The following is an 18,675-nucleotide window of genomic DNA, read 5'->3' on the forward strand; positions in this document are numbered from 1 at the left end:
GCGCTGGCGCTTTCTGGTCGGAGTTGTGGAGGTCTTCGGCCGCGCGCGCCGGGGCGGCGCCCCGGCGGACGCGGCCGGGGGAGGGTCAGTTGCCGGACGACTGGGCCTGGATCGCCGTGATGGCCGCGGTGGTGACGATGTCCGGCACCAGGGCGCCGCGGGACAGGTCGTTGATCGGCTTGCGCAGGCCCTGGAGGACCGGGCCGACCGCGACCGCGCCGGCCGAACGCTGCACGGCCTTGTAGGTGTTGTTGCCGGTGTTCAGGTCGGGGAAGATCAGCACGGTGGCCTGCCCCGCCACCTCCGAGCCGGGCAGCTTGGTGGCGGCCACCGAGGGCTCCACGGCCGCGTCGTACTGGATCGGCCCCTCGATCATCAGGTCCGGGCGGCGCAGCCGCACCAGCTCGGTCGCCTCGCGCACCTTGTCCACGTCGGCGCCCGAGCCGGAGTCGCCGGTGGAGTACGACAGCATGGCGATCCGCGGTTCCACCCCGAACCGGGCGGCGGTGGCCGCCGACTGGATGGCGATGTCGGCCAGTTGCTCGGCGTCCGGGACGGGGTTGACCGCGCAGTCGCCGTAGACGAGGACCTTGTCGGCCAGGCACATGAAGAACACCGAGGAGACGATCGAGGCGTCGCTGCGGGTCTTGATGATCTCGAACGCGGGCCGGATGGTCGCGGCCGTGGAGTGCACCGAGCCCGACACCATGCCGTCGGCCAGGCCCTCCTGCACCATGAGCGTGCCGAAGTAGTTCGCGTCCGAGACGACGTCGTACGCCAGCTCCACCGTGACGCCCTTGTGGGCGCGCAGCGCCGCGTACCGCTCCGCGAAGGCGTCCCGCAGGTCGGAGACGGCCGGGTCGATGAGCTGCGCCTCCCCGAGGTCGATGCCCAGGTCGGCGGCCTTCTTGCGGATCACCTCCGCCGGGCCGAGCAGCGTCAGGTCGCACACGCCCCGGCGCAGCAGCACCTCCGCCGCGTGCAGCACGCGCTCCTCGGTGCCCTCCGGCAGCACGACCCGGCGCCGGTCGCGTCGGGCCTGTTCGAGGAGCTGGTGCTCGAACATCATCGGGGTGACCCGGTCGCTGCTGGGCGCGGAGACCCGCTTGCTGAGGTCGGCGGTGTCGACGTACCGCTCGAACAGGCCGAGCGCGGTCTCCGCCTTGCGCGGGGTGGCCGCGTTGAGCTTGCCCTCCAGGGAGAACAGCCGCTCGGCGGTGGGGAAGCTGTTGCCGGACACCGAGACGACCGGGGTGCCCGGGGCGAGACGCCCGGCCAGGGTGAGGATCTCCTGCCGCGGCGCCTCGTTCAGGGTGAGCAGCACGCCGGCTATCGGCGGGGTGCCGGCGCTGTGCGCGGCGAGCGAGCCGATGACCAGGTCGGCGCGGTCGCCGGGGGTGACCACCAGGCAGCCGGGGGTCAGCGCCTTGAGGAGGTTGGGCAGCATGGCGCCGCCGAAGACGAAGTCCAGGGCGTCGCGGGCCAGTCCGGAGTCGTCGCCGAGCAGCACCCGGCCGCCCAGGACCTGGGTGATCTGCGCGACCGTCGGCGCGGACAGGGCCGGCTCGTCGGGCACCACCCAGCAGGGCACCGGCAGCCGGCCGGCCAGCCGCTCGGCGATCTCGTCGCGGTCCTCGCGGGCCACCCGGTTGGTGACCATGGCCAGCACGTCGCAGCCGAGGCCGTCATAGGCGCGGTAGGCGTTGCGGGTCTCGGCGAGCACCGACTCCGCGCTCTGCCTGCGGCCGCCCACGACCGGCAGGACGGAGGCCCCGAACTCGTTGGCGAGCCGGGCGTTGAGGGACAGCTCGTCCGGGAGCTGGGTGTCGGCGAAGTCGGTGCCGAGGACGAGCACCACGTCGTAGTCCCGGGCGACCAGGTGGAAGCGGTCGACGAGGGCGGACACCAGTTCGTCCGTGCCCTGCTCGGCCTGGAGGGCGGACGCCTCCCGGTAGTCCAGGCCGTAGACGGACGCCGGGTCCTGGGGGAGCCGGTAGCGGGCGCGCAGCAGCTCGAAGAGACGGTCGGGGCCGTCGTGGACGAGGGGACGGAAGACGCCCACCCGGTCCACCTGCCGGGTCAGCAGTTCCATGACTCCCAGCTCGACAACCTGCCGGCCGTCACCGCGGTCGATACCGGTCACGTACACGCTGCGGGTCACGCGGGCTCTCCGTTTCCTCGGGGGATCACTCGTCGGCCGGGGATGGCGTCCTGCAAAAAACGCCCACCGGGGTGAGCGGAATCCCCTTGACAGTACCCCCGCCGGTAGCTATGGCGCCCGTCAGGCCATGGCCGTCCTCCGGACATGAAACAATCGGACGGGATCACCGGTGTCAACAGCGAGCAGGAGACACAGCAGCATGCGTATCGGAGTTCTCACGGCGGGCGGCGACTGTCCGGGGCTGAACGCGGTGATCCGGTCGGTCGTCCACCGGGCGGCCACGACGTACGGCGACGAGGTCATCGGCTTCGAGGACGGCTACGCCGGCCTGCTCGACGGCCGTTACCGCACCCTGGACCTCAACGCGGTGGGCGGCATCCTCGCCCGCGGCGGCACCATCCTCGGCTCCTCCCGCCTGGAGCGCGACCGGCTCCGCGAGGCCTGCGAGAACGCCTCGAACATGATCCACCGGTTCGGCATCGACGCGCTGATCCCGATCGGCGGCGAGGGCACGCTGACCGCGGCGCGCATGCTGTCGGACGCCGGGCTGCCGGTGGTGGGCGTGCCGAAGACGATCGACAACGACATCTCCTCCACCGACCGCACCTTCGGCTTCGACACGGCCGTCGGCGTGGCCACCGAGGCCATGGACCGGCTGAAGACCACGGCCGAGTCCCACCAGCGCGTGATGGTCGTGGAGGTCATGGGCCGGCACGCGGGCTGGATCGCGCTGGAGTCCGGCATGGCGGCCGGCGCGCACGGCATCTGCCTGCCCGAGCGCCCCTTCGACCCGGCCGACCTGGTGAAGATGGTCGAGGAGCGGTTCGCCCGCGGCAAGAAGTTCGCGGTGATCTGCGTCGCCGAGGGCGCCCACCCGGTCGAGGGCAGCATGGACTACGGCAAGGGCGAGATCGACAAGTTCGGCCACGAGCGCTTCCAGGGCATCGGCACGGCGCTGGCGTACGAGCTGGAGAGCCGGCTCGGCAAGGAGGCCAAGCCGGTCATCCTCGGCCACGTCCAGCGCGGCGGCGTGCCGACCGCCTACGACCGCGTCCTCGCCACCCGCTTCGGCTGGCACGCGGTGGAGGCCGCCCACCGCGGAGAGTTCGGCCACATGACCTCGCTGCGCGGCACCGACATCGTGATGGTCCCGCTGGCCCAGGCGGTGACCGAGCTCAAGACCGTCCCCAAGGACCGCATGGACGAGACGGAGTCCGTCTTCTAGCGTTCCGGCGCCCCAGCGTTCCGGCGTTCCCGCCTTCTGGCGCCCTAGCGCTCCCCGCTGGCCTCCCGTATCCACCGGTACACCAGTTCCGGCCTGCCCACCTGCCCGTACAGCGGACTGCGTACGGCCCGGCCCGCGTCCACCAGGTGCTCCAGATAGCGCCGGGCGGTGATCCGGGAGATGCCGACCGTCCCGGCGGCCCCCGCCGCGGTGAATCCCTCCTCCTCCGCGCGCAGCGCGTCCGTCACCCGCTGGAGTGTCGGCGCGCTGAGCCCCTTGGGGAGGGCCGCCGGGCTCGGGGCGCGCAGGGTCGCTATCGCCCGGTCCACCTCGTCCTGGCCGCCCACCTCCCCGACCGCCGCGCGGAACTCGGCGTACCGCACGAGCCGGTCCCGGAGCGTGGCGAAGGTGAACGGTTTCAGGACGTACTGGACCACCCCCAGCGAGACCCCTTCGCGCACCACCGCGAGGTCCCGTGCCGAGGTCACCGCGATCACGTCCGCGTGGTGGCCGCCCGCCCGCAGCGACCGGGCCAGCTTCAGGCCGTGCACGTCCGGCAGATGGAGGTCGAGGAGCAGCAGGTCCACGGGGGTGCGCTCCAGGACCCGCCGGGCCTCGGCGCCCGTGTGCGCCGTGCCGACCGTGACGAAACCCGGCACCCGGCCGACGTACATCACGTGCGCGTCGGCCGCGACCGGGTCGTCCTCCACCACCAGGACGCGGATGGGCTGCGTCCCGCTCCCGCCCTCCGTCATGCCACGCCTCCGGGCAGGCCGCGCCCGGCCCCGGACCCGGCCCTGCCGGTCACGAGGTTCTCCGTCCCGTGGGTCAGGGGCAGGCGCGCCTCGAACACCGCGCCGCCTCCTTCGGCATCCGTCACCGTCAGCGTCCCCTCGTGCCGCCGTACCGCCTGCCGCACCAGCGCCAGGCCCAGTCCCCGCCCGCCCGGGCCCGTCGGCTTGGTGGAGAAGCCGTGCTGGAACACCCGGTCCGTGTGGGCCGGGTGCACGCCCGGCCCGTTGTCCGCGACCCGCAGCACCAGTTCGCCGTCCTCCGCGCACGCCGTGACCGTCACCCGCGCCGGCATGCCGCCCTGCGCCGCGTCCACCGCGTTGTCGACGAGGTTGCCGAGGATCGTCACCAGATCCCGGGGCGGCAGGCTCCGCGGCAGCAGACCGTCGTCCAGGCCGCTGTCCGAGGACACCACCAGCTCCACGCCGCGCTCGTTGGCCTGGGCCGTCTTGCCGAGCAGCAGGGCGGCCAGCACCGGCTCGCTCACCGCCGTGACCACCTGGTCGGTCAGCGCCTGCGCCAGTTCCAGCTCCGCCGTCGCGAACTCCACGGCCTCCTCCGCCCGCCCCAGCTCGATCAGCGACACCACCGTGTGCAGCCGGTTGGCCGCCTCGTGCGCCTGGGAGCGCAGCGCCTGGCTGAAGCCGCGCTCGGAGTCCAGTTCGCCCATCAGCGACTGGAGTTCGGTGACGTCCCGCAGGGTCACCACCGTGCCCCGGCGCTGACCGCCCGACACCGGTGAGGTGTTGACCACCAGCACGCGCGCGTCGGTCAGGTGCACCTCGTCCACCCGCGGTTCGGACGCCAGCAGCGCGCCGGTCAGCGGGGCCGGCAGGCCGAGGTCCGCCACCGACCGGCCCATCACGTCCTCCCGGCCTCCCACGCCCAGCAGTTCGCGCCCGCCGTCGTTGATGAGCGCCACCCGGTGCTGTGCGTCCAGCATCAGCAGACCCTCGCGCACCGCGTGCAGGGCGGCCTGGTGGTAGTCGTGCATCCGGCTGAGCTCCGCCGCGTTCATGCCGTGGGTGTGGCGGCGCAGACGCGCGTTGATGACGTACGTGGCGATCGCGCCGAGCGCGAGGATCCCGGCCGCGACCGAGAACAGGGCGATGACCTGTTCCCGTACCCGCTCGCTGATCGCCTCCACCTTGATGCCGGCGCTGACCAGACCGACCACGCGGCCGTGCTCCTCGACGGGGGTGACCGCGCGGACGGACGGGCCGAGGGTGCCGGTGTAGGTCTCGGTGAAGGACTCGCCGCGCTGGGCGCGGGAGATGTTGCCGAGGAAGGGCCGCCCGATCTGGTCCGGATCGGGGTGCGTCCAGCGGGTACCGCCAGGGGTCATGATCGTGACGAAGTCGACCCCGGTGTCCTGCTGGACCCTCAGCGCGTACGGCTGGAGTTCCGACGAGGGGTCGGAGGTCCGGATGGCCGTCAGGACCGAGGGGGCGTCGGCGATGGAGCGGGCCACGGCCGTGGTCTGCCGGCGGGCCGACTCCTCGGCCTGGCCCCGGTCGCTGAGGTAGCTGAACAGCGCGTACCCGGCCACGACGAGCGCCAGCAGCACGGCCTGCATGGCGAACAGCTGGCCCGCGAGGCTGCGGGGTCTGGGGAGGACGGGTATGCGCATGCCGCCAAGTCTGCCTCTTTCGTCCTGGCGTGAACCATGTGGCGTGAACTTAATGAACGGAAGCGTGACCCCCCTCACAGGGCGGGAGATAGTCGCGGCATTCCCCCATGCCCGGACGTGAGCCGCACGCCGGTGATGCCGATGACGTCGTCAAGGAGGGCCGCCGTGAGCAGCGCAGCCGATACGGCACCTGCCGCACCCGCAGCCAAGCGGGACCGTACCCACTATCTGTACATAGCGGTGATCGCCGCGGTCGTCCTGGGCGTCGCCGTCGGGTTCGCCGCGCCCGACTTCGCCAAGGAGCTCAAGCCGCTCGGCACCGGCTTCGTGAACCTGATCAAGATGATGATCTCGCCGATCATCTTCTGCACGATCGTGCTCGGCGTCGGCTCGGTGCGCAAGGCCGCGAAGGTCGGCAAGGTCGGCGGCCTCGCGCTCGGCTACTTCCTCGCCATGTCGTTCGTCGCGCTGGCCATCGGGCTCGTGATCGGCAACATCGTGCACCCGGGCAGCGGTATGCACCTGACGGAGGCGGTCAAGGGCGTCGGCCAGGCGCAGGCGCAGGCCGGGAGCGAGGGCCCGGTCGACTTCGTGCTCGGCATCATCCCGACCACGCTCGTGTCGGCGTTCACCCAGGGCCAGGTGCTGCAGACCCTGCTGGTCGCCCTGCTCGTCGGGTTCGCGCTCCAGGCCATGGGCCGCAAGGGCGGGCCGGTCCTGCGCGGGGTGGAGCACATCCAGCGGCTGGTCTTCCGCGTGCTCGCCATGATCATGTGGGCCGCCCCGATCGGCGCCTTCGGCGCCATGGCCGCCGTCGTCGGCGAGACCGGCATCGACGCCCTGAAGGCACTCGCCGCGATCATGCTCGGCTTCTACGTCACCTGTCTGCTGTTCGTGCTGGTGGTGCTGGGCGCGCTGACCCGGCTGGTGGCCGGCGTCAACATCTTCCACCTGCTCAAGTATCTGGGCCGCGAGTTCCTGCTGATCCTGTCGACGTCGTCGTCGGAGTCCGCGCTGCCCCGGCTCATCGCCAAGATGGAGCACCTGGGCGTGAGCCGTCCGGTCGTCGGCATCACCGTGCCGACCGGCTACTCCTTCAACCTCGACGGCACGATGATCTACCTGACCATGGCCTCGCTGTTCATCGCCGACGCGATGGACCAGCCGCTGTCCATCGGCCAGCAGATCACGCTGCTGCTGTTCATGATGATCGCGTCCAAGGGCGCCGCCGGTGTCACCGGTGCCGGACTGGCCACCCTCGCCGGTGCCCTTCAGTCCCACAAGCCCGCCCTGGTCGACGGCGTCGGCCTGATCGTCGGCATCGACCGCTTCATGAGCGAGGCCCGCGCCCTGACCAACTTCGCGGGCAACGCGGTCGCCACCCTGCTGATCGGCACCTGGACCGGCGAGGTCGACAAGGACCGCGTCCGGCGCGTCCTCGCCGGCGAGCTGCCCTTCGACGAGAAGACGCTGCTCGACGACGCCGACGAGGGTGCCGACGACGGCGCCGGGAGCCCCGAGCAGCGCGAACTGGCCAAGGCGTAAGGCGTAATAAGGCCCCCACGGCGCCGAGACCCCGCACCCCTTCGAGGGGCGCGGGGTCTCGGCGTCCTGCAGGAGGTCAGTCGCTGATCCTGGCCACCAGGGCGGCGGCGAGGGAGGCGGGCAACCCGGCAGCCGTCAGGACCGTCACCGCGGCCGTGCGGCCCGCCTCCCGGGGGTCCAGCAGGCCGTCGTTCACCGCCTCCATCAGGGCGAACAGGATCTGCTCCTTCACGTACGCCAGGGCGGGCGCGGGCAGGGGAGAGGCGAAGACGCCCTCGTCCAGGCCGCGTTGAAGAAGTCCCGCGGCGCTCTCCCGCACGGGCGTGAGGCGTTCGCGGATGCCCTCCATGCTCACCGTGCGCTGGGCGAGCGAGACCAGCAGCCGGTAGCGGTCGGCGATCTCCCAGACCGCCAGCACCGACCGCGCCACGGCCTCCGCCGGGTCCGCTACGCCGTCCCGGCCCGCCGCGTGCGCGGTGGCGAGCGCGAGCACCGCCTCGTCGACGAGCGTGCTGATCAGCGCCTCCCGGCTGGGGAAGTGGCCGTACACCGTGCGCCGTACGACACCGGCCGCGCGCGCGATCTGGTCCATGGACGCGTCGGGGTCGCGCAGCAGCTCCGCGAGGGCGACGTCGAGGATCCGGCGCCGGTTCACGTCGGCGCGACTGGTGCTACCCGTGGTCATGGCTGACATTCTGCCCTCTCCTCGACTTGCACAGCGCTGTGCAATCGCCGTACATTGCACATCGTTGTGCAGTTGCACTTGCCTGTGCAAGTTAATCGAGGAAGGCGACTCCTGCCCATGCGACTCGTCATGAACGAACCGGCCGAGAGGATGGACCGCCCCTACGCCCGGCGCTGGTGGGCGCTCCTCGTGCTCTGCCTGAGCCTGCTGATCATCGTGATGGCGAACACCGCGCTCACGGTCGCCGCGCCCGACATGACCCGGGACCTCGGCCTGTCCAGCGCCGACCTCCAGTGGGTCATCGACGGCTACACCGTCCCGTACGCGGCGCTGATGCTGCCGCTCGGCGCGATCGGCGACAAGTACAGCCGGCGCGGCGCGCTCGCCCTCGGGCTCGTTGTGTTCGGCGGCGGCGCCGTCCTCGGCCACCTCGCCGACAGCGCGGCGGCCGTCATCGCGGCCCGCGCCGTGATGGGCGTGGGCGCCGCACTGATCATGCCGGCCACCCTGTCCCTGCTGGCCGCGACCTTCCCGCGGGCCGAGCGCGCCAAGGCGATCACCCTGTGGACCGCCACCGCCGGCCTCGCCATCGCCGCCGGTCCCCTCGTCGCCGGCGCGCTGCTCCAGGACCACGGCTGGTCCTCGACCTTCCTGATCAACGTGCCGGTCGCCGCCGTCGCCCTGGCCGGCACCTTCGTCCTCGTACCGCCCTCCAGGGCGGAGCGGCACGGCCGGATCGACTACGTCGGCGGGCTGCTGTCGGTGGTGTGGATCGGCTCGCTGGTCTACATGATCATCGAGGGTCCGCACTTCGGCTGGGACGCCAAGGCGGTCACCGCGGCCGCGGTCGCGGGCGTGAGCCTGGTGGCCTTCGTCCTGTGGGAGCTGCGCCACCCGCGCCCGGTCCTAGACGTACGGCGCTTCGCGCAGCGCCGCTTCGCCGGCTCCAACCTGGCCGTCGCCCTGTTCTTCCTCGCTGTCTTCGGCGCCTTCTACTACCTCACCCAGCACCTCCAGTTCGTCCTCGGCTACGACGCCCTGGCCACCGGGCTGCGCATGCTGCCGCTGGCCGGCGCCGTCTTCGCCGGCTCGGCGCTGACCGGGTACCTCACCCCGCGCGTCGGCATGAAGTGGACGGTGACCGCGGGCATGGTCGGCGGCACCGCGGCCCTTGCGCTGCTGACCCGGGTGGACGGCTCGTCCGGTTACGGCGACCTCGTGGCGCCCCTGGTGATCCTGGGCCTGGCGATCGGGCTCGCCCTCTCGCCCTGCACCGACGCCATCATGGGCGCCTTCCCGGAGTCCGAGCTGGGCGTCGGCGGCGCCGTGAACGACACCTCCCTGGAGCTGGGCGGCGCGCTCGGCATCGCGATCCTCGGCTCCCTGCTGTCCACCTCGTACGCCCAGCACCTCTCCGACGCCACCGCGGGCAGCGGCCTCCCGGCGGGCGCCCTGTCAACCGCCCAGGACTCGGTCGGCGCCGGATACGCCGTCGCCCAGGGCATCGGGGAGAAGGCGCGGAAGCTCGCGGCGCAGGCCGCCCGAGCGACCGACCCGCAGCAGGCCGCGCAGCTCAAGGCGCAGGCCGGAGGGCTCGCCGAGGGCGCCCAGCGGATGAAGGACGCGGTCGGCTCGTCCTTCTCCGACGCGGTGGCCCACACCAGCCTCGTCGGCGCGGTGATCCTGGGCGTGGGCACCCTCGCCGTGGCCCTGCTGCTGCCGCGCGGCACCGCCCGCGAGGAGCAGCCGGCCGAGGAGGCGAAGGAGCTGGTGGGGGCGCTCTGAACGGAAGCCTCCCGGCGGTCGTCTCTTACTGTGGTGCATTACCGTGCCGTGCCGGATTCAACCGGCACGGCACGACCCCAGGTACGTATGTATGGAGGCACGGGGGATGGCGATCGACTGGGACCGGCGCACGTGCGCGCGCAAGGGGCATGTGACCTACGCACCGGACGACCCGAGGCTGCGGATCCGGCTGCACGCGCGGACCGCGCTGGGCGACGTCTGGCGCTGCCTGCGCTGCGGCGACTTCGCGCTCGGCGAGCCACACGGCTCGGGACCGGCCGGCGACGCCCCACTGGTGCCGCGCGGCAAGGTGCTGCGGGACCTGTTCATCCTGCGCTTCCTGGCGTTCGAGCGGGCCGTGCGCGGGGTGTTCATCGTGCTGGTCGCGGTGGCAGTGTGGAAATTCAGCAACAGTCAGGACGCCGTACGCCGCCTGTTCGACGAGTACCTGGCCGTCTTCCGCCCCGTCTTCCGGCACTTCCACTACGACCTCGACCACTCACCCGTCATCGGCACCGTCCAGAAGACCTTCGGCTACCGGCATTCCACCCTGCTCCTGGTGGCCTGCGTCCTGCTCGCCTACGCGCTGGTCGAACTGATCGAGGCGGTCGGCCTGTGGTACGCCAAGCGCTGGGCGGAATACCTGACCGTGGTCGCCACCGCCGCCTTCCTCCCCCTGGAGATCTACGAACTCACCGAGCACATCAGCCCGGTCAAGATCACCACACTGGTCCTCAACATCGTCGCCGTCCTCTACATCGCCTTCACCAAGCGCCTGTTCGGCCTGCGCGGCGGCCGCAGAGCCTTCGACGAGGAACGCCGCAGCGCCTCCCTGCTCGAAGTGGAGGAGTCGGCCGGCGTGACGGTCTGAGCGACGTCCGGCGCTCGGCCGTTGCCTTGACGTCGGCGTCAGGGCGTACGTTCGTATGCATGCGAATCGGCGAGCTGGCCGAGCGGGCCGGGACCACGACGCGGGCGCTGCGGTACTACGAGTCGCGGGGGCTGCTGCCCGCGCGGCGGGACGCGCAGGGCCACCGCTCCTACGACGAGCGCGACCTGCGGCTGCTCACGCAGATCAGGACGCTGCGGGACTTCGGGTTCGAGCTGGAGGAGACCCGGCCGTTCGTGGAGTGTCTGCGGGCCGGGCACCCCGAGGGCGACTCGTGTCCGGCGTCCCTCGACGTCTACCGGCGCAAGCTGGACCAGCTCGACGCGCTGATCGGCGAGCTGCGGGCCGTGCGGGAGCAGGTCGGCGCGCAGCTCGTGAGAGCCGAGAAGGCGCGGGAGGCACTGGCCGCCGACGCGGGGGTTCCGGGCGGTCCGGAGCCGAGGTGCGAGCTGGGAGGGCGGCAGCGTTGATCAGGGCAGCGGGAGTGGCGGAGGTGACGGACGCGGACTTCGCGGCGGAGGTGCTCGGCGCGGACCGGCCGGTGCTGGTGGAGTTCGCCGCAGACTGGTGTCCGCCGTGCCGGCAGATGGGGCCCGTGCTCAGCGCACTGGCCGCCGAGCACGGCGATCGGCTGAAGGTGGTCCAGCTCGACGTGGACACCAGCCCGGACACGACGAACGCGTACAAGGTGCTGTCGATGCCGACCTTCATGGTCTTCCGCGCCGGCGAACCCGTGAAGTCCATGGTGGGCGCACGCCCCAGGCGGCGGCTGCTGGAGGAGCTGTCCGACGTGCTGTGACCTGACGGAACGGACCCGCCGGACGGGCCGTGACAGCGGGCCGGAGAATGAGAAATCCCCCGGGCAATTGCGCCCGGGGGATTTCTCTGCGTATATTCGGTGATTCGCGACTTGGTATTCACCGGGCCACGAAGAAGTTCACTGAGCAGAGTATATCCGGGCGGGAGCCGAATTGTCAAACACCGAATTTCCAGACGGTGAATTGCGGCAGGAGCAGGAATTCATCGACGGACTGTACGCCCGTGTGGACGCGCTGCGCGGTGACACCGAGACCTCCGTCGCGGACGCGCTCGCGCAGGGCGACACGCCCATGCAGGCCCGGCTGGAGCGGGACATCCTCGTCGCCGAGCGGTCGGGGCTGCTGGCCGCGCTGAACGCCGTGGACGGCTCGCTCTGCTTCGGCCGGATCGACCTCACCGGCGGCGACAGCCACCACATCGGCCGCATCGGCCTGCGCGCCGAGGACGCCGAGCGCACGCCGATCCTCGTCGACTGGCGCGCCGACGTCGCCCGCCCCTTCTACCTGGCCACCGGCCACACCCCGATGGGCCTGCGCCGCCGCCGGCACATCTCCACCGACGGCCGCCGGGTCACCGCCCTGCACGACGAGATCCTCGACCTCGGCGACACCACGCGAACCGGCCACGAGGACCCGACCGGCGACGCGGTGCTGCTCGCCGCGCTCGGCTCCGCGCGCACCGGCCGGATGGGCGACATCGTGCGGACCATCCAGGCCGACCAGGACCGCATCATCCGCGCGCCGCACCGCGGCGTGCTCGTGGTCGAGGGCGGCCCGGGCACCGGCAAGACCGCGGTCGCCCTGCACCGGGCCGCCTACCTGCTCTACGAGCACCGGGAACTGCTCGCCCGGCGGGCCGTGCTGATCGTCGGCCCGAACCCCGCGTTCCTCGGCTACATCGGCGAGGTGCTGCCCTCGCTCGGCGAGACCGGGGTGCTCCTGGCGACCGTCGGGGAGCTGTTCCCCGGTGTGAGGGCGACAGCGTCCGACACCCCCGAGGCCGCGGCGGTGAAGGGCCGCGCCGACATGGCCGACGTGCTCGCCGCCGTCGTACGGGACCGGCAGGCGCTGCCCGATCCGGTGATCGCCATCGGGCACGACCGCGAGATCCTGATGCTCGACGACGGCCTGGTGAACGTCGCCCGTGAACGCACCCGCGCCGCGAAGCTGCCGCACAACGCGGCCCGCGAGCACTTCGAGGGCCACATCCTGAACACGCTCACCGACCTGGTCGCCGAGCGCATCGGCACCGACCCCTACGACGGCTCCAACCTGCTCGACCCGAGCGACATCACCCAGATCCGCGACGAACTCGCCGAGAACCGCGAGGTCTGGTCGGCGATCGACCGGTTGTGGCCGCGGCTGACCCCGCAGCGGCTGGTCGCGGACTTCCTGGCGGATCCGGAGGGGTACGTGAGCGACGAGGACGCGGCCGCCGTCCGCCGCCCGGTGACCCGGGCGTGGACCGTCGCGGACGTCCCCCTCCTCGACGAGGCCGCCGAACTGCTCGGCGAGGACGACCGCCTGGCCCGCGCCCGCGCCGAGCACGAGCGCGAGACCCGGATCGCCTACGCCCAGGGCGTGCTGGACGTGTCGTACGCGTCCCGCACGTACGAGTTCGAGGACAAGGAGGACGGTGACCCGGACGCCTCGGAGGTGCTGTCCGCGCACGACATCATCGACGCCGAGCGGTTCGCCGAACGCCAGGAGGAGGACGACCACCGCAGCGCCGCCGAGCGCGCGGCCGCCGACCGCACCTGGGCGTTCGGGCACATCATCGTCGACGAGGCGCAGGAGCTGTCGCCGATGGCGTGGCGGCTGCTGATGCGGCGCAGCCCGACCCGCTCCATGACCCTGGTCGGCGACCCCGCGCAGACGGCGGAGGCGGCCGGCGTCGGCTCCTGGGCGGACATCCTCCGGCCGTACGTCGAGGACCGCTGGGAGCACACCCGCCTCGGCGTCAACTACCGCACCCCGGCCGAGATCATGGACGTGGCGGCGGCCGTGGTCCGCGCCGAGCACCCCGGCTTCGAGCCGCCCGGCTCGGTCCGCTCCACGGGCGTAAGGCCCTGGGCCCGCGCCACCGACGACCTGCCCGGCGCGGTGGAGAAGGCCGTCGTGGAACTCACCCCGGAGGAGGGCCGGCTCGCCGTGATCGCCCCGCGCGAACTGCACCGGCGGCTGGCCGCCCGGCTCGACGGGGTCACGGCGGGCGCCGAGCCCGACCTGACCCGGACGGTCGTCCTCCTCGACCCGCGCCAGGCCAAGGGCCTGGAGTTCGACTCGGTCCTCGTGGTCGAACCCGCGCGCTACGGCACGAGCGACCTCTACGTGGCGCTGACGCGCGCCACGCAGCGGCTGGGTGTGCTGTATTCGGAGGCGTTGCCTCCGGCTCTGGGGGAGGCGTTCGGGGAGTAGGGGTGGCTGGTCCGGGGGCTGCCGCCCCCGGATCGCCGTTTCGGCCTGGACGGCCTCGTCCTCGAACGCCGGACGGGCTGGTCGTGCTCACGCCGGTCGCAGCCACACCGTCGCCAGGGGCGCCAGGGTCAGGCGGATGCTCGCCGGGCGGCCGTGGCGGCCCTGGGGCTCCGGCTTGACCGGGTCGGGGTGGACGACGTCGCTGCCGCCGTAGCGGGCCGCGTCGGTGTTGAGGACCTCCCGCCAGGCGGGCACGTCGTCGGGGACGCCGATGCGGTAGTCGGGGCGGACGACCGGGGCGAAGTGGGACACCGCCAGCAGCGGGGTGCCGTCGGCGTCGTAGCGAAGGAAGGCGAGGACGTTGTCGTCCGCCGCGTCCCCGGTGACCCACTGGAAGCCGTCGGGGTGGACGTCGCGCGTCCACAGGGCGGGCGTGGCCCGGTAGACGGCGTTGAGGTCGCGGACCAGGTCGAGCACACCCCGGTGGTCGGCCGCGGCGCCGTAGTTCGGGTCGAGCAGCCACCAGTCCGGGCCGCTGGTCTCCGACCACTCCGAGCCCTGTGCGAACTCCTGGCCCATGAACAGCAGTTGCTTGCCCGGGTGGGCCCACATCCAGCCCAGGTAGGAGCGCAGGTTCGCCCGCTGCTGCCACCAGTCGCCGGGCATCTTCGACACCAGTGAGCGCTTGCCGTGCACCACCTCGTCGTGCGAGATCGGCAGCACGTAGTTCTCGCTGTAGGCGTACACCATCGAGAACGTCATCTCGCCGTGGTGGAACTTGCGGTGGACGGGGTCGTGGCTCATGTACTGGAGCGAGTCGTGCATCCAGCCCATGTTCCACTTCAGCCCGAAGCCCAGGCCGCCGAAGCCGCTCGGGCCCCGGTGGTGGGTCGCCCGGGTCACGCCGTCCCAGGCCGTGGACTCCTCCGCGACGGTGACCACGCCCGGCACCCTGCGGTACACGGTCGCGTTCATCTCCTGGAGGAAGGCCACCGCGTCCAGGTTCTCCCGGCCGCCGTGCTCGTTGGGCGTCCACTGGCCCGGCTCGCGCGAGTAGTCGAGGTAGAGCATGGAGGCGACCGCGTCCACGCGCAGGCCGTCGATGTGGAACTCCTCGCACCAGTACAGGGCGTTGGCGACGAGGAAGTTGCGCACCTCGCGGCGGCCGAAGTCGAACTCCAGGGTGCCCCAGTCCGGATGCGCGGCCCGCAGCGGGTCCGCGTGCTCGTACAGGGGCCGCCCGTCGAACTCGGCCAGGGCCCACTCGTCGCGCGGGAAGTGCGCGGGCACCCAGTCCATCAGGACGCCGATGCCCGCCCGGTGCAGGGCGTCGACCAGGAACTTGAAGTCGTCCGGGGTGCCCAGGCGCGCGGTGGGCGCGTAGAAGCCGGTGACCTGGTAGCCCCAGGAGCCGCCGAAGGGGTGCTCGGCGACAGGCATCAGCTCCACGTGGGTGAAGCCGAGGTCCTTGACGTACGCCGGGAGCTGCTCGGCGAGCTGACGGTACGTCAGCCCTGGCCGCCAGGACGGCAGATGCAGTTCGTACACCGAGAACGGCGCCTCGTGGGCCGGGCGCCGGGTGCGGCCGGCCATCCACTCCGCGTCGCCCCACTCGTGGCGCGAGGCGTGAACGACGGACGACGTGGCCGGCGGCACCTCGGTACGGCGGGCCAGCGGATCGGCGCGCAGCGTCTTGGAGCCGTCCGGCCGGGTGATCTCGAACTTGTACAGCTCGCCCTCGCCGATCCCGGGCACGAACAGCTCCCACACGCCCGTCGCGCCGAGCGAGCGCATCGGGTACCCGGTGCCGTCCCAGAAGTTGAAGCCACCGGCGACGCGCACACCCCGGGCGTTGGGCGCCCACACCGCGAACCGGGTGCCGGTCACGCCCTGGTGGGTCATCGGGTGGGCGCCGAGCGCCTGCCAGAGCTGCTCGTGCCGGCCCTCGCCGATCAGGTGCAGATCGAACTCGCCCAGCGTGGGCAGGAAACCGTAGGCGTCCTCGGTGTCCTGCACCGTCCCCGCGTACTCCACCTCCAGCCGGTACGCGGGCACCTCCGGCAGCGGCAGCATCCCCGAGAAGAACCCCTGCCCGTCGTCCCGCAGCCCGGCCCGCCGTTCCCCGGCGACCACGGTCACGCCCAGCGCGTACGGCCGGAACACCCGGAAGGCGACCCCGCCGGGCACGGGGTGCGCGCCGAGCACGGAATGCGGGTCGTGGTGCGTCCCCGCGAGCAGCCGCTCCCGGTCCCCGGGTCCGACGGCGGCCGGGGCGGCGCCCTCCGGACCCCTGTCGGCCATGGGTTCCGGCGGCGCGGGTTCCGGCGAGACGGGTTCCGGTGCCGTGGGACCACCCACCGCCGACCGGGCAGCGGCCTTCGTGGCCGGGGCCTTCTTCGCCGCTGCCGCCTTCTTGGCGGTCTTCCTGGCGACGGTCCCGGCGGCCGCGGTCTTCGCGGAGGTCGCCGGCGCGGTGCTCTTCTTGGCCGCCGTCTTCTTCGCGGTCTCCTTCTTCGCGACCGTCTTCTTGGCCGCCGTCTTCTTCGCCGCCGTCTTCTTCGCGGTGGTCTTCTTCGCCGTCGTGTTCTTGGCGGCCGTCGTCCTCTTCGCCACCGCCTTCTCGGCCGTGGCCTTCTTCGCGGCTGCCTTCTTCGTGGCCGCCTTCTTCGCGGGCGTCGGCTGGTTCTTCGGGTCCGAACCGCTGGACGGGGTGCGGGGGGTCACGGGCGGATCCTCCTCGGCGCAGGTCGGGTGCGGTGGACGGGGGAGCTGGGGGAGACGGTGGAAAGGGGTCAGGTCGTGTCCGGGGCGGCCAGGCGGTGCACCGCGGACATCGGTACCGGCAGCCAGTCGGGGCGGTGCCGTGCCTCGTAGAGGACCTCGTAGATCGCCTTGTCCGTCTCGTAGGCGCGCAGCAGGACGGGGTCGGTGCGCGGGTCACTGCCGCTGACCTCGGCGTATCCGGTGCAGTACGCGGCTCGGCAGGCCTCGGCCCACTCCGTTGCCGGCGGGCCGCCCGCCGAGTGCGCCGCGTAGTCGAAGGAGCGCAGCATCCCGGCGACGTCGCGCGCCACCGGCTGGGCCATCCGCCGCTCGGCCAGCGGTTTCGCCGGCTCGCCCTCGAAGTCGATCAGCCACCACTGTCCCGAGGGGGAGCGGAGGCACTGCCCGAGATGGAGGTCGCCGTGGATGCGCTGGGCGGTCCAGGTGTGGCCCTCGGCCGCCAGATCGGCCAGCGCGTCGAACGCGGAGCGCAGACCCGGGACGTACGGCCCGAGCGCGGGCACCGCCTGCGCGGCCGACTCCAGGCGCTCGGTCATGCCGTGCACCAGGGATTCTAGCTGCATGTGGCCGAGGGTGACCGTGGGCAGCGCGCGGGCCAGCGCGGTGTGCACCTCGGCGGTGGCGCGGCCCAGCGCCCGCGCCTCGCCGCTGAAGTCCTCGCCCTTGGCCAGCTCGCGCAGTGCCAGCTCCCAGCCGTCCGAGGCGCCCTGCACGAAGGGCTGGAGCACTCCGAGGACGTACGACTCGCCATCCAGCTCCGCCGTCATCCACGCCGTCGGCGGCGGCACCCGCGAGCAGCCCTCGCGGGCGAGGGCGAGCGGCAGTTCCAGGTCGGGGTTGACGCCGGGCAGCACCCGTCGCAGCAGTTTCAGGATGAACGTATCGCCGTAGACCACCGACGAGTTGGACTGCTCGGCGGTGACCACGCGGGGGACCAGATCGGGGCGTATCTCGTCCCGCCGTTCGAAACGGAGCCCGCCGATCCGGGCCCGGGTGCGCAGTGCCTCCAGGATCACCTCGGCGGGCCGGGAGTCGTACAGGGCGTCGTACACCGTGCGGCCGGCGAGCGGGCCCTCGTGCACGTGGCCGATGAGCGCGGGCGCCAGCCGTGGGGGCAGCGCCTCGCGCACCCCTATGAGCAGCTGGTAGCAGTCACCGGGGTGCGGGACCGTGCCGTGCGCCTGCGAAAGCGGCTGGTGGGCGCGTACGAGCAGGTGGTACAGGCCCAGCTTCCGGTCGCCCGGCAGCAGCTCGGTGGCGGCGACCAGCGAGAACCCCGTCACCGGCCGGCCCTTGCCCGCGAACCAGCGCTGCCGCGGCAGCCACTCCCGCAGCAGTGGGTCCAGTGACGCGAGCAGACCGGGGCTGGTGGTGGTGACGGAGCGTGTGACGGCTTGCGACATGGCGTCCGACATGGCGTCGCGTCCAATCGCTGGTCGGGTGTGACTGACGCGTGCCCACGGGCGGGGCGGAGGAAACGCCCGCCCCGCCCCGGGTGCCGTGAGCCCCTTCTAGGCGGCGGCGTCCCGGCGCAGCCGGAACCAGTAGAACCCGTGCCCCGCCAGGGTCAGCAGGTACGGCAGCTCCCCGATGGCCGGAAAGCGCACCCCGCCGAACAGCTCCACCGGATGCCGTCCGTGGAACGCGCTCAGGTCCAGCTCCGTGGGCTGTGCGAAGCGGGAGAAGTTGTGGACGCACAGGACCAGGTCGTCCTCGTACTCGCGCAGGAAGGCGAGGACGGCGGGGTTGGAGGAGGGCAGTTCGGTGTAGGAGCCGAGCCCGAAGGCGAGGTTCTGCTTGCGGATCTCGATCATGCGGCGGGTCCAGTGCAGCAGCGACGAGGGCGACGACATCGACGCCTCGACGTTGGTGACCTGGTAGCCGTAGACCGGGTCCATGATCGTGGGCAGGTAGAGGCGGCCGGGGTCGCAGGAGGAGAAGCC

General features: G+C 72.3%; 14 protein-coding genes. 7 read left to right on the forward strand and 7 right to left on the reverse strand.

What is annotated here, in order from left to right:
• Positions 1–85: 85 nt before the first annotated feature.
• Entirely contained in the window at positions 86–2,161 is a 2,076-nt protein-coding gene (gene pta / locus ACIOWN_RS30705; RefSeq protein WP_362355357.1) for a phosphate acetyltransferase, read from the reverse strand.
• Between the two features lie 199 nt (positions 2,162–2,360).
• On the opposite strand from pta, the gene ACIOWN_RS30710 reads away from it, so the two are divergent.
• Entirely contained in the window at positions 2,361–3,386 is a 1,026-nt protein-coding gene (locus ACIOWN_RS30710; RefSeq protein WP_362355360.1) for an ATP-dependent 6-phosphofructokinase, read from the forward strand.
• A gap of 44 nt (positions 3,387–3,430) precedes the next feature.
• On the opposite strand, the gene ACIOWN_RS30715 is transcribed toward ACIOWN_RS30710, so the two are convergent.
• Together ACIOWN_RS30715 and ACIOWN_RS30720 are read right to left on the reverse strand one after the other, a co-directional pair.
• A complete protein-coding gene (locus ACIOWN_RS30715; protein ID WP_362355363.1) occupies positions 3,431–4,141 on the reverse strand; it encodes a response regulator in 711 nt (236 codons plus the stop codon).
• Positions 4,138–5,808, reverse strand: a complete 1,671-nt coding sequence (locus ACIOWN_RS30720; RefSeq protein WP_362355366.1) for a sensor histidine kinase — start codon at positions 5,806–5,808, stop codon at positions 4,138–4,140. Before ACIOWN_RS30720 ends, ACIOWN_RS30715 begins: the two co-directional genes overlap by 4 nt.
• Positions 5,809–5,973: 165 nt before the next feature.
• On the opposite strand from ACIOWN_RS30720, the gene ACIOWN_RS30725 reads away from it, so the two are divergent.
• Positions 5,974–7,353 carry a cation:dicarboxylate symporter family transporter gene (locus tag ACIOWN_RS30725; RefSeq protein WP_362355369.1) on the forward strand — a complete coding sequence of 460 codons (1,380 nt, stop codon included), beginning with the start codon at positions 5,974–5,976 and terminating at the stop codon, positions 7,351–7,353.
• A gap of 76 nt (positions 7,354–7,429) precedes the next feature.
• On the opposite strand, the gene ACIOWN_RS30730 is transcribed toward ACIOWN_RS30725, so the two are convergent.
• Positions 7,430–8,047: a TetR/AcrR family transcriptional regulator gene (locus ACIOWN_RS30730; RefSeq protein ID WP_362355372.1), complete on the reverse strand. Its 618-nt coding sequence runs from the start codon at positions 8,045–8,047 to the stop codon at positions 7,430–7,432.
• A gap of 108 nt (positions 8,048–8,155) precedes the next feature.
• Between ACIOWN_RS30730 and ACIOWN_RS30735 the strand changes: the two genes are divergently transcribed.
• The 5 genes from ACIOWN_RS30735 to ACIOWN_RS30755 all read left to right on the forward strand — a co-directional run bounded on the left by ACIOWN_RS30735 (position 8,156) and on the right by ACIOWN_RS30755 (position 13,948).
• Entirely contained in the window at positions 8,156–9,823 is a 1,668-nt protein-coding gene (locus ACIOWN_RS30735) for an MFS transporter (RefSeq protein WP_401983950.1), read from the forward strand.
• Between the two features lie 106 nt (positions 9,824–9,929).
• A complete protein-coding gene (locus tag ACIOWN_RS30740) occupies positions 9,930–10,694 on the forward strand; it encodes a DUF2127 domain-containing protein (protein ID WP_362355375.1) in 765 nt (254 codons plus the stop codon).
• A gap of 59 nt (positions 10,695–10,753) precedes the next feature.
• Entirely contained in the window at positions 10,754–11,182 is a 429-nt protein-coding gene (locus ACIOWN_RS30745; RefSeq protein WP_362355378.1) for a MerR family transcriptional regulator, read from the forward strand.
• A 14-nt stretch (positions 11,183–11,196) separates the two neighbouring features.
• Entirely contained in the window at positions 11,197–11,511 is a 315-nt protein-coding gene (locus tag ACIOWN_RS30750; RefSeq protein ID WP_362355414.1) for a thioredoxin domain-containing protein, read from the forward strand.
• 202 nt (positions 11,512–11,713) lie between these two features.
• Positions 11,714–13,948: an ATP-dependent DNA helicase gene (locus tag ACIOWN_RS30755; protein WP_362355381.1), complete on the forward strand. Its 2,235-nt coding sequence runs from the start codon at positions 11,714–11,716 to the stop codon at positions 13,946–13,948.
• An 87-nt stretch (positions 13,949–14,035) separates the two neighbouring features.
• Here ACIOWN_RS30755 and glgB read toward each other — a convergent pair whose 3' ends face one another.
• The 3 genes from glgB to ACIOWN_RS30770 form a co-directional block, all read right to left on the reverse strand.
• Complete coding sequence (glgB, locus tag ACIOWN_RS30760; RefSeq protein ID WP_401983953.1) at positions 14,036–16,672, reverse strand: 1,4-alpha-glucan branching enzyme; 2,637 nt, start codon at positions 16,670–16,672, stop codon at positions 14,036–14,038.
• A gap of 68 nt (positions 16,673–16,740) precedes the next feature.
• Positions 16,741–18,135 (reverse strand): maltokinase, encoded by a 1,395-nt coding sequence (locus ACIOWN_RS30765; RefSeq protein WP_401983955.1) that lies wholly within the window; start codon positions 18,133–18,135, stop codon positions 16,741–16,743.
• 108 nt (positions 18,136–18,243) lie between these two features.
• Positions 18,244–18,675, reverse strand: a 432-nt coding sequence (locus ACIOWN_RS30770) for an alpha-glucosidase C-terminal domain-containing protein (protein ID WP_401983956.1), incomplete at its 5' end; no start/stop codon positions are given.

Origin of the sequence: Streptomyces sp. NPDC087787 (genome assembly GCF_044743035.1) — a bacterium.
GTDB lineage: Bacteria > Actinomycetota > Actinomycetes > Streptomycetales > Streptomycetaceae > Streptomyces.

Excerpts from the sequence above, each read along its gene's own strand:
- ACIOWN_RS30710 (WP_362355360.1), top strand. The coding sequence starts at position 2,361 with ATGCGTATCGGAGTTCTCACGGCGGGCGGCGACTGTCCGGGGCTGAAC.
- ACIOWN_RS30715 (WP_362355363.1), bottom strand. The coding sequence starts at position 4,141 with ATGACGGAGGGCGGGAGCGGGACGCAGCCCATCCGCGTCCTGGTGGTG.
- ACIOWN_RS30720 (WP_362355366.1), bottom strand. The coding sequence starts at position 5,808 with ATGCGCATACCCGTCCTCCCCAGACCCCGCAGCCTCGCGGGCCAGCTG.
- ACIOWN_RS30730 (WP_362355372.1), bottom strand. The coding sequence starts at position 8,047 with ATGTCAGCCATGACCACGGGTAGCACCAGTCGCGCCGACGTGAACCGG.
- ACIOWN_RS30735 (WP_401983950.1), top strand. The coding sequence starts at position 8,156 with ATGCGACTCGTCATGAACGAACCGGCCGAGAGGATGGACCGCCCCTAC.
- ACIOWN_RS30740 (WP_362355375.1), top strand. The coding sequence starts at position 9,930 with ATGGCGATCGACTGGGACCGGCGCACGTGCGCGCGCAAGGGGCATGTG.
- ACIOWN_RS30745 (WP_362355378.1), top strand. The coding sequence starts at position 10,754 with ATGCGAATCGGCGAGCTGGCCGAGCGGGCCGGGACCACGACGCGGGCG.
- ACIOWN_RS30765 (WP_401983955.1), bottom strand. The coding sequence starts at position 18,135 with ATGTCGCAAGCCGTCACACGCTCCGTCACCACCACCAGCCCCGGTCTG.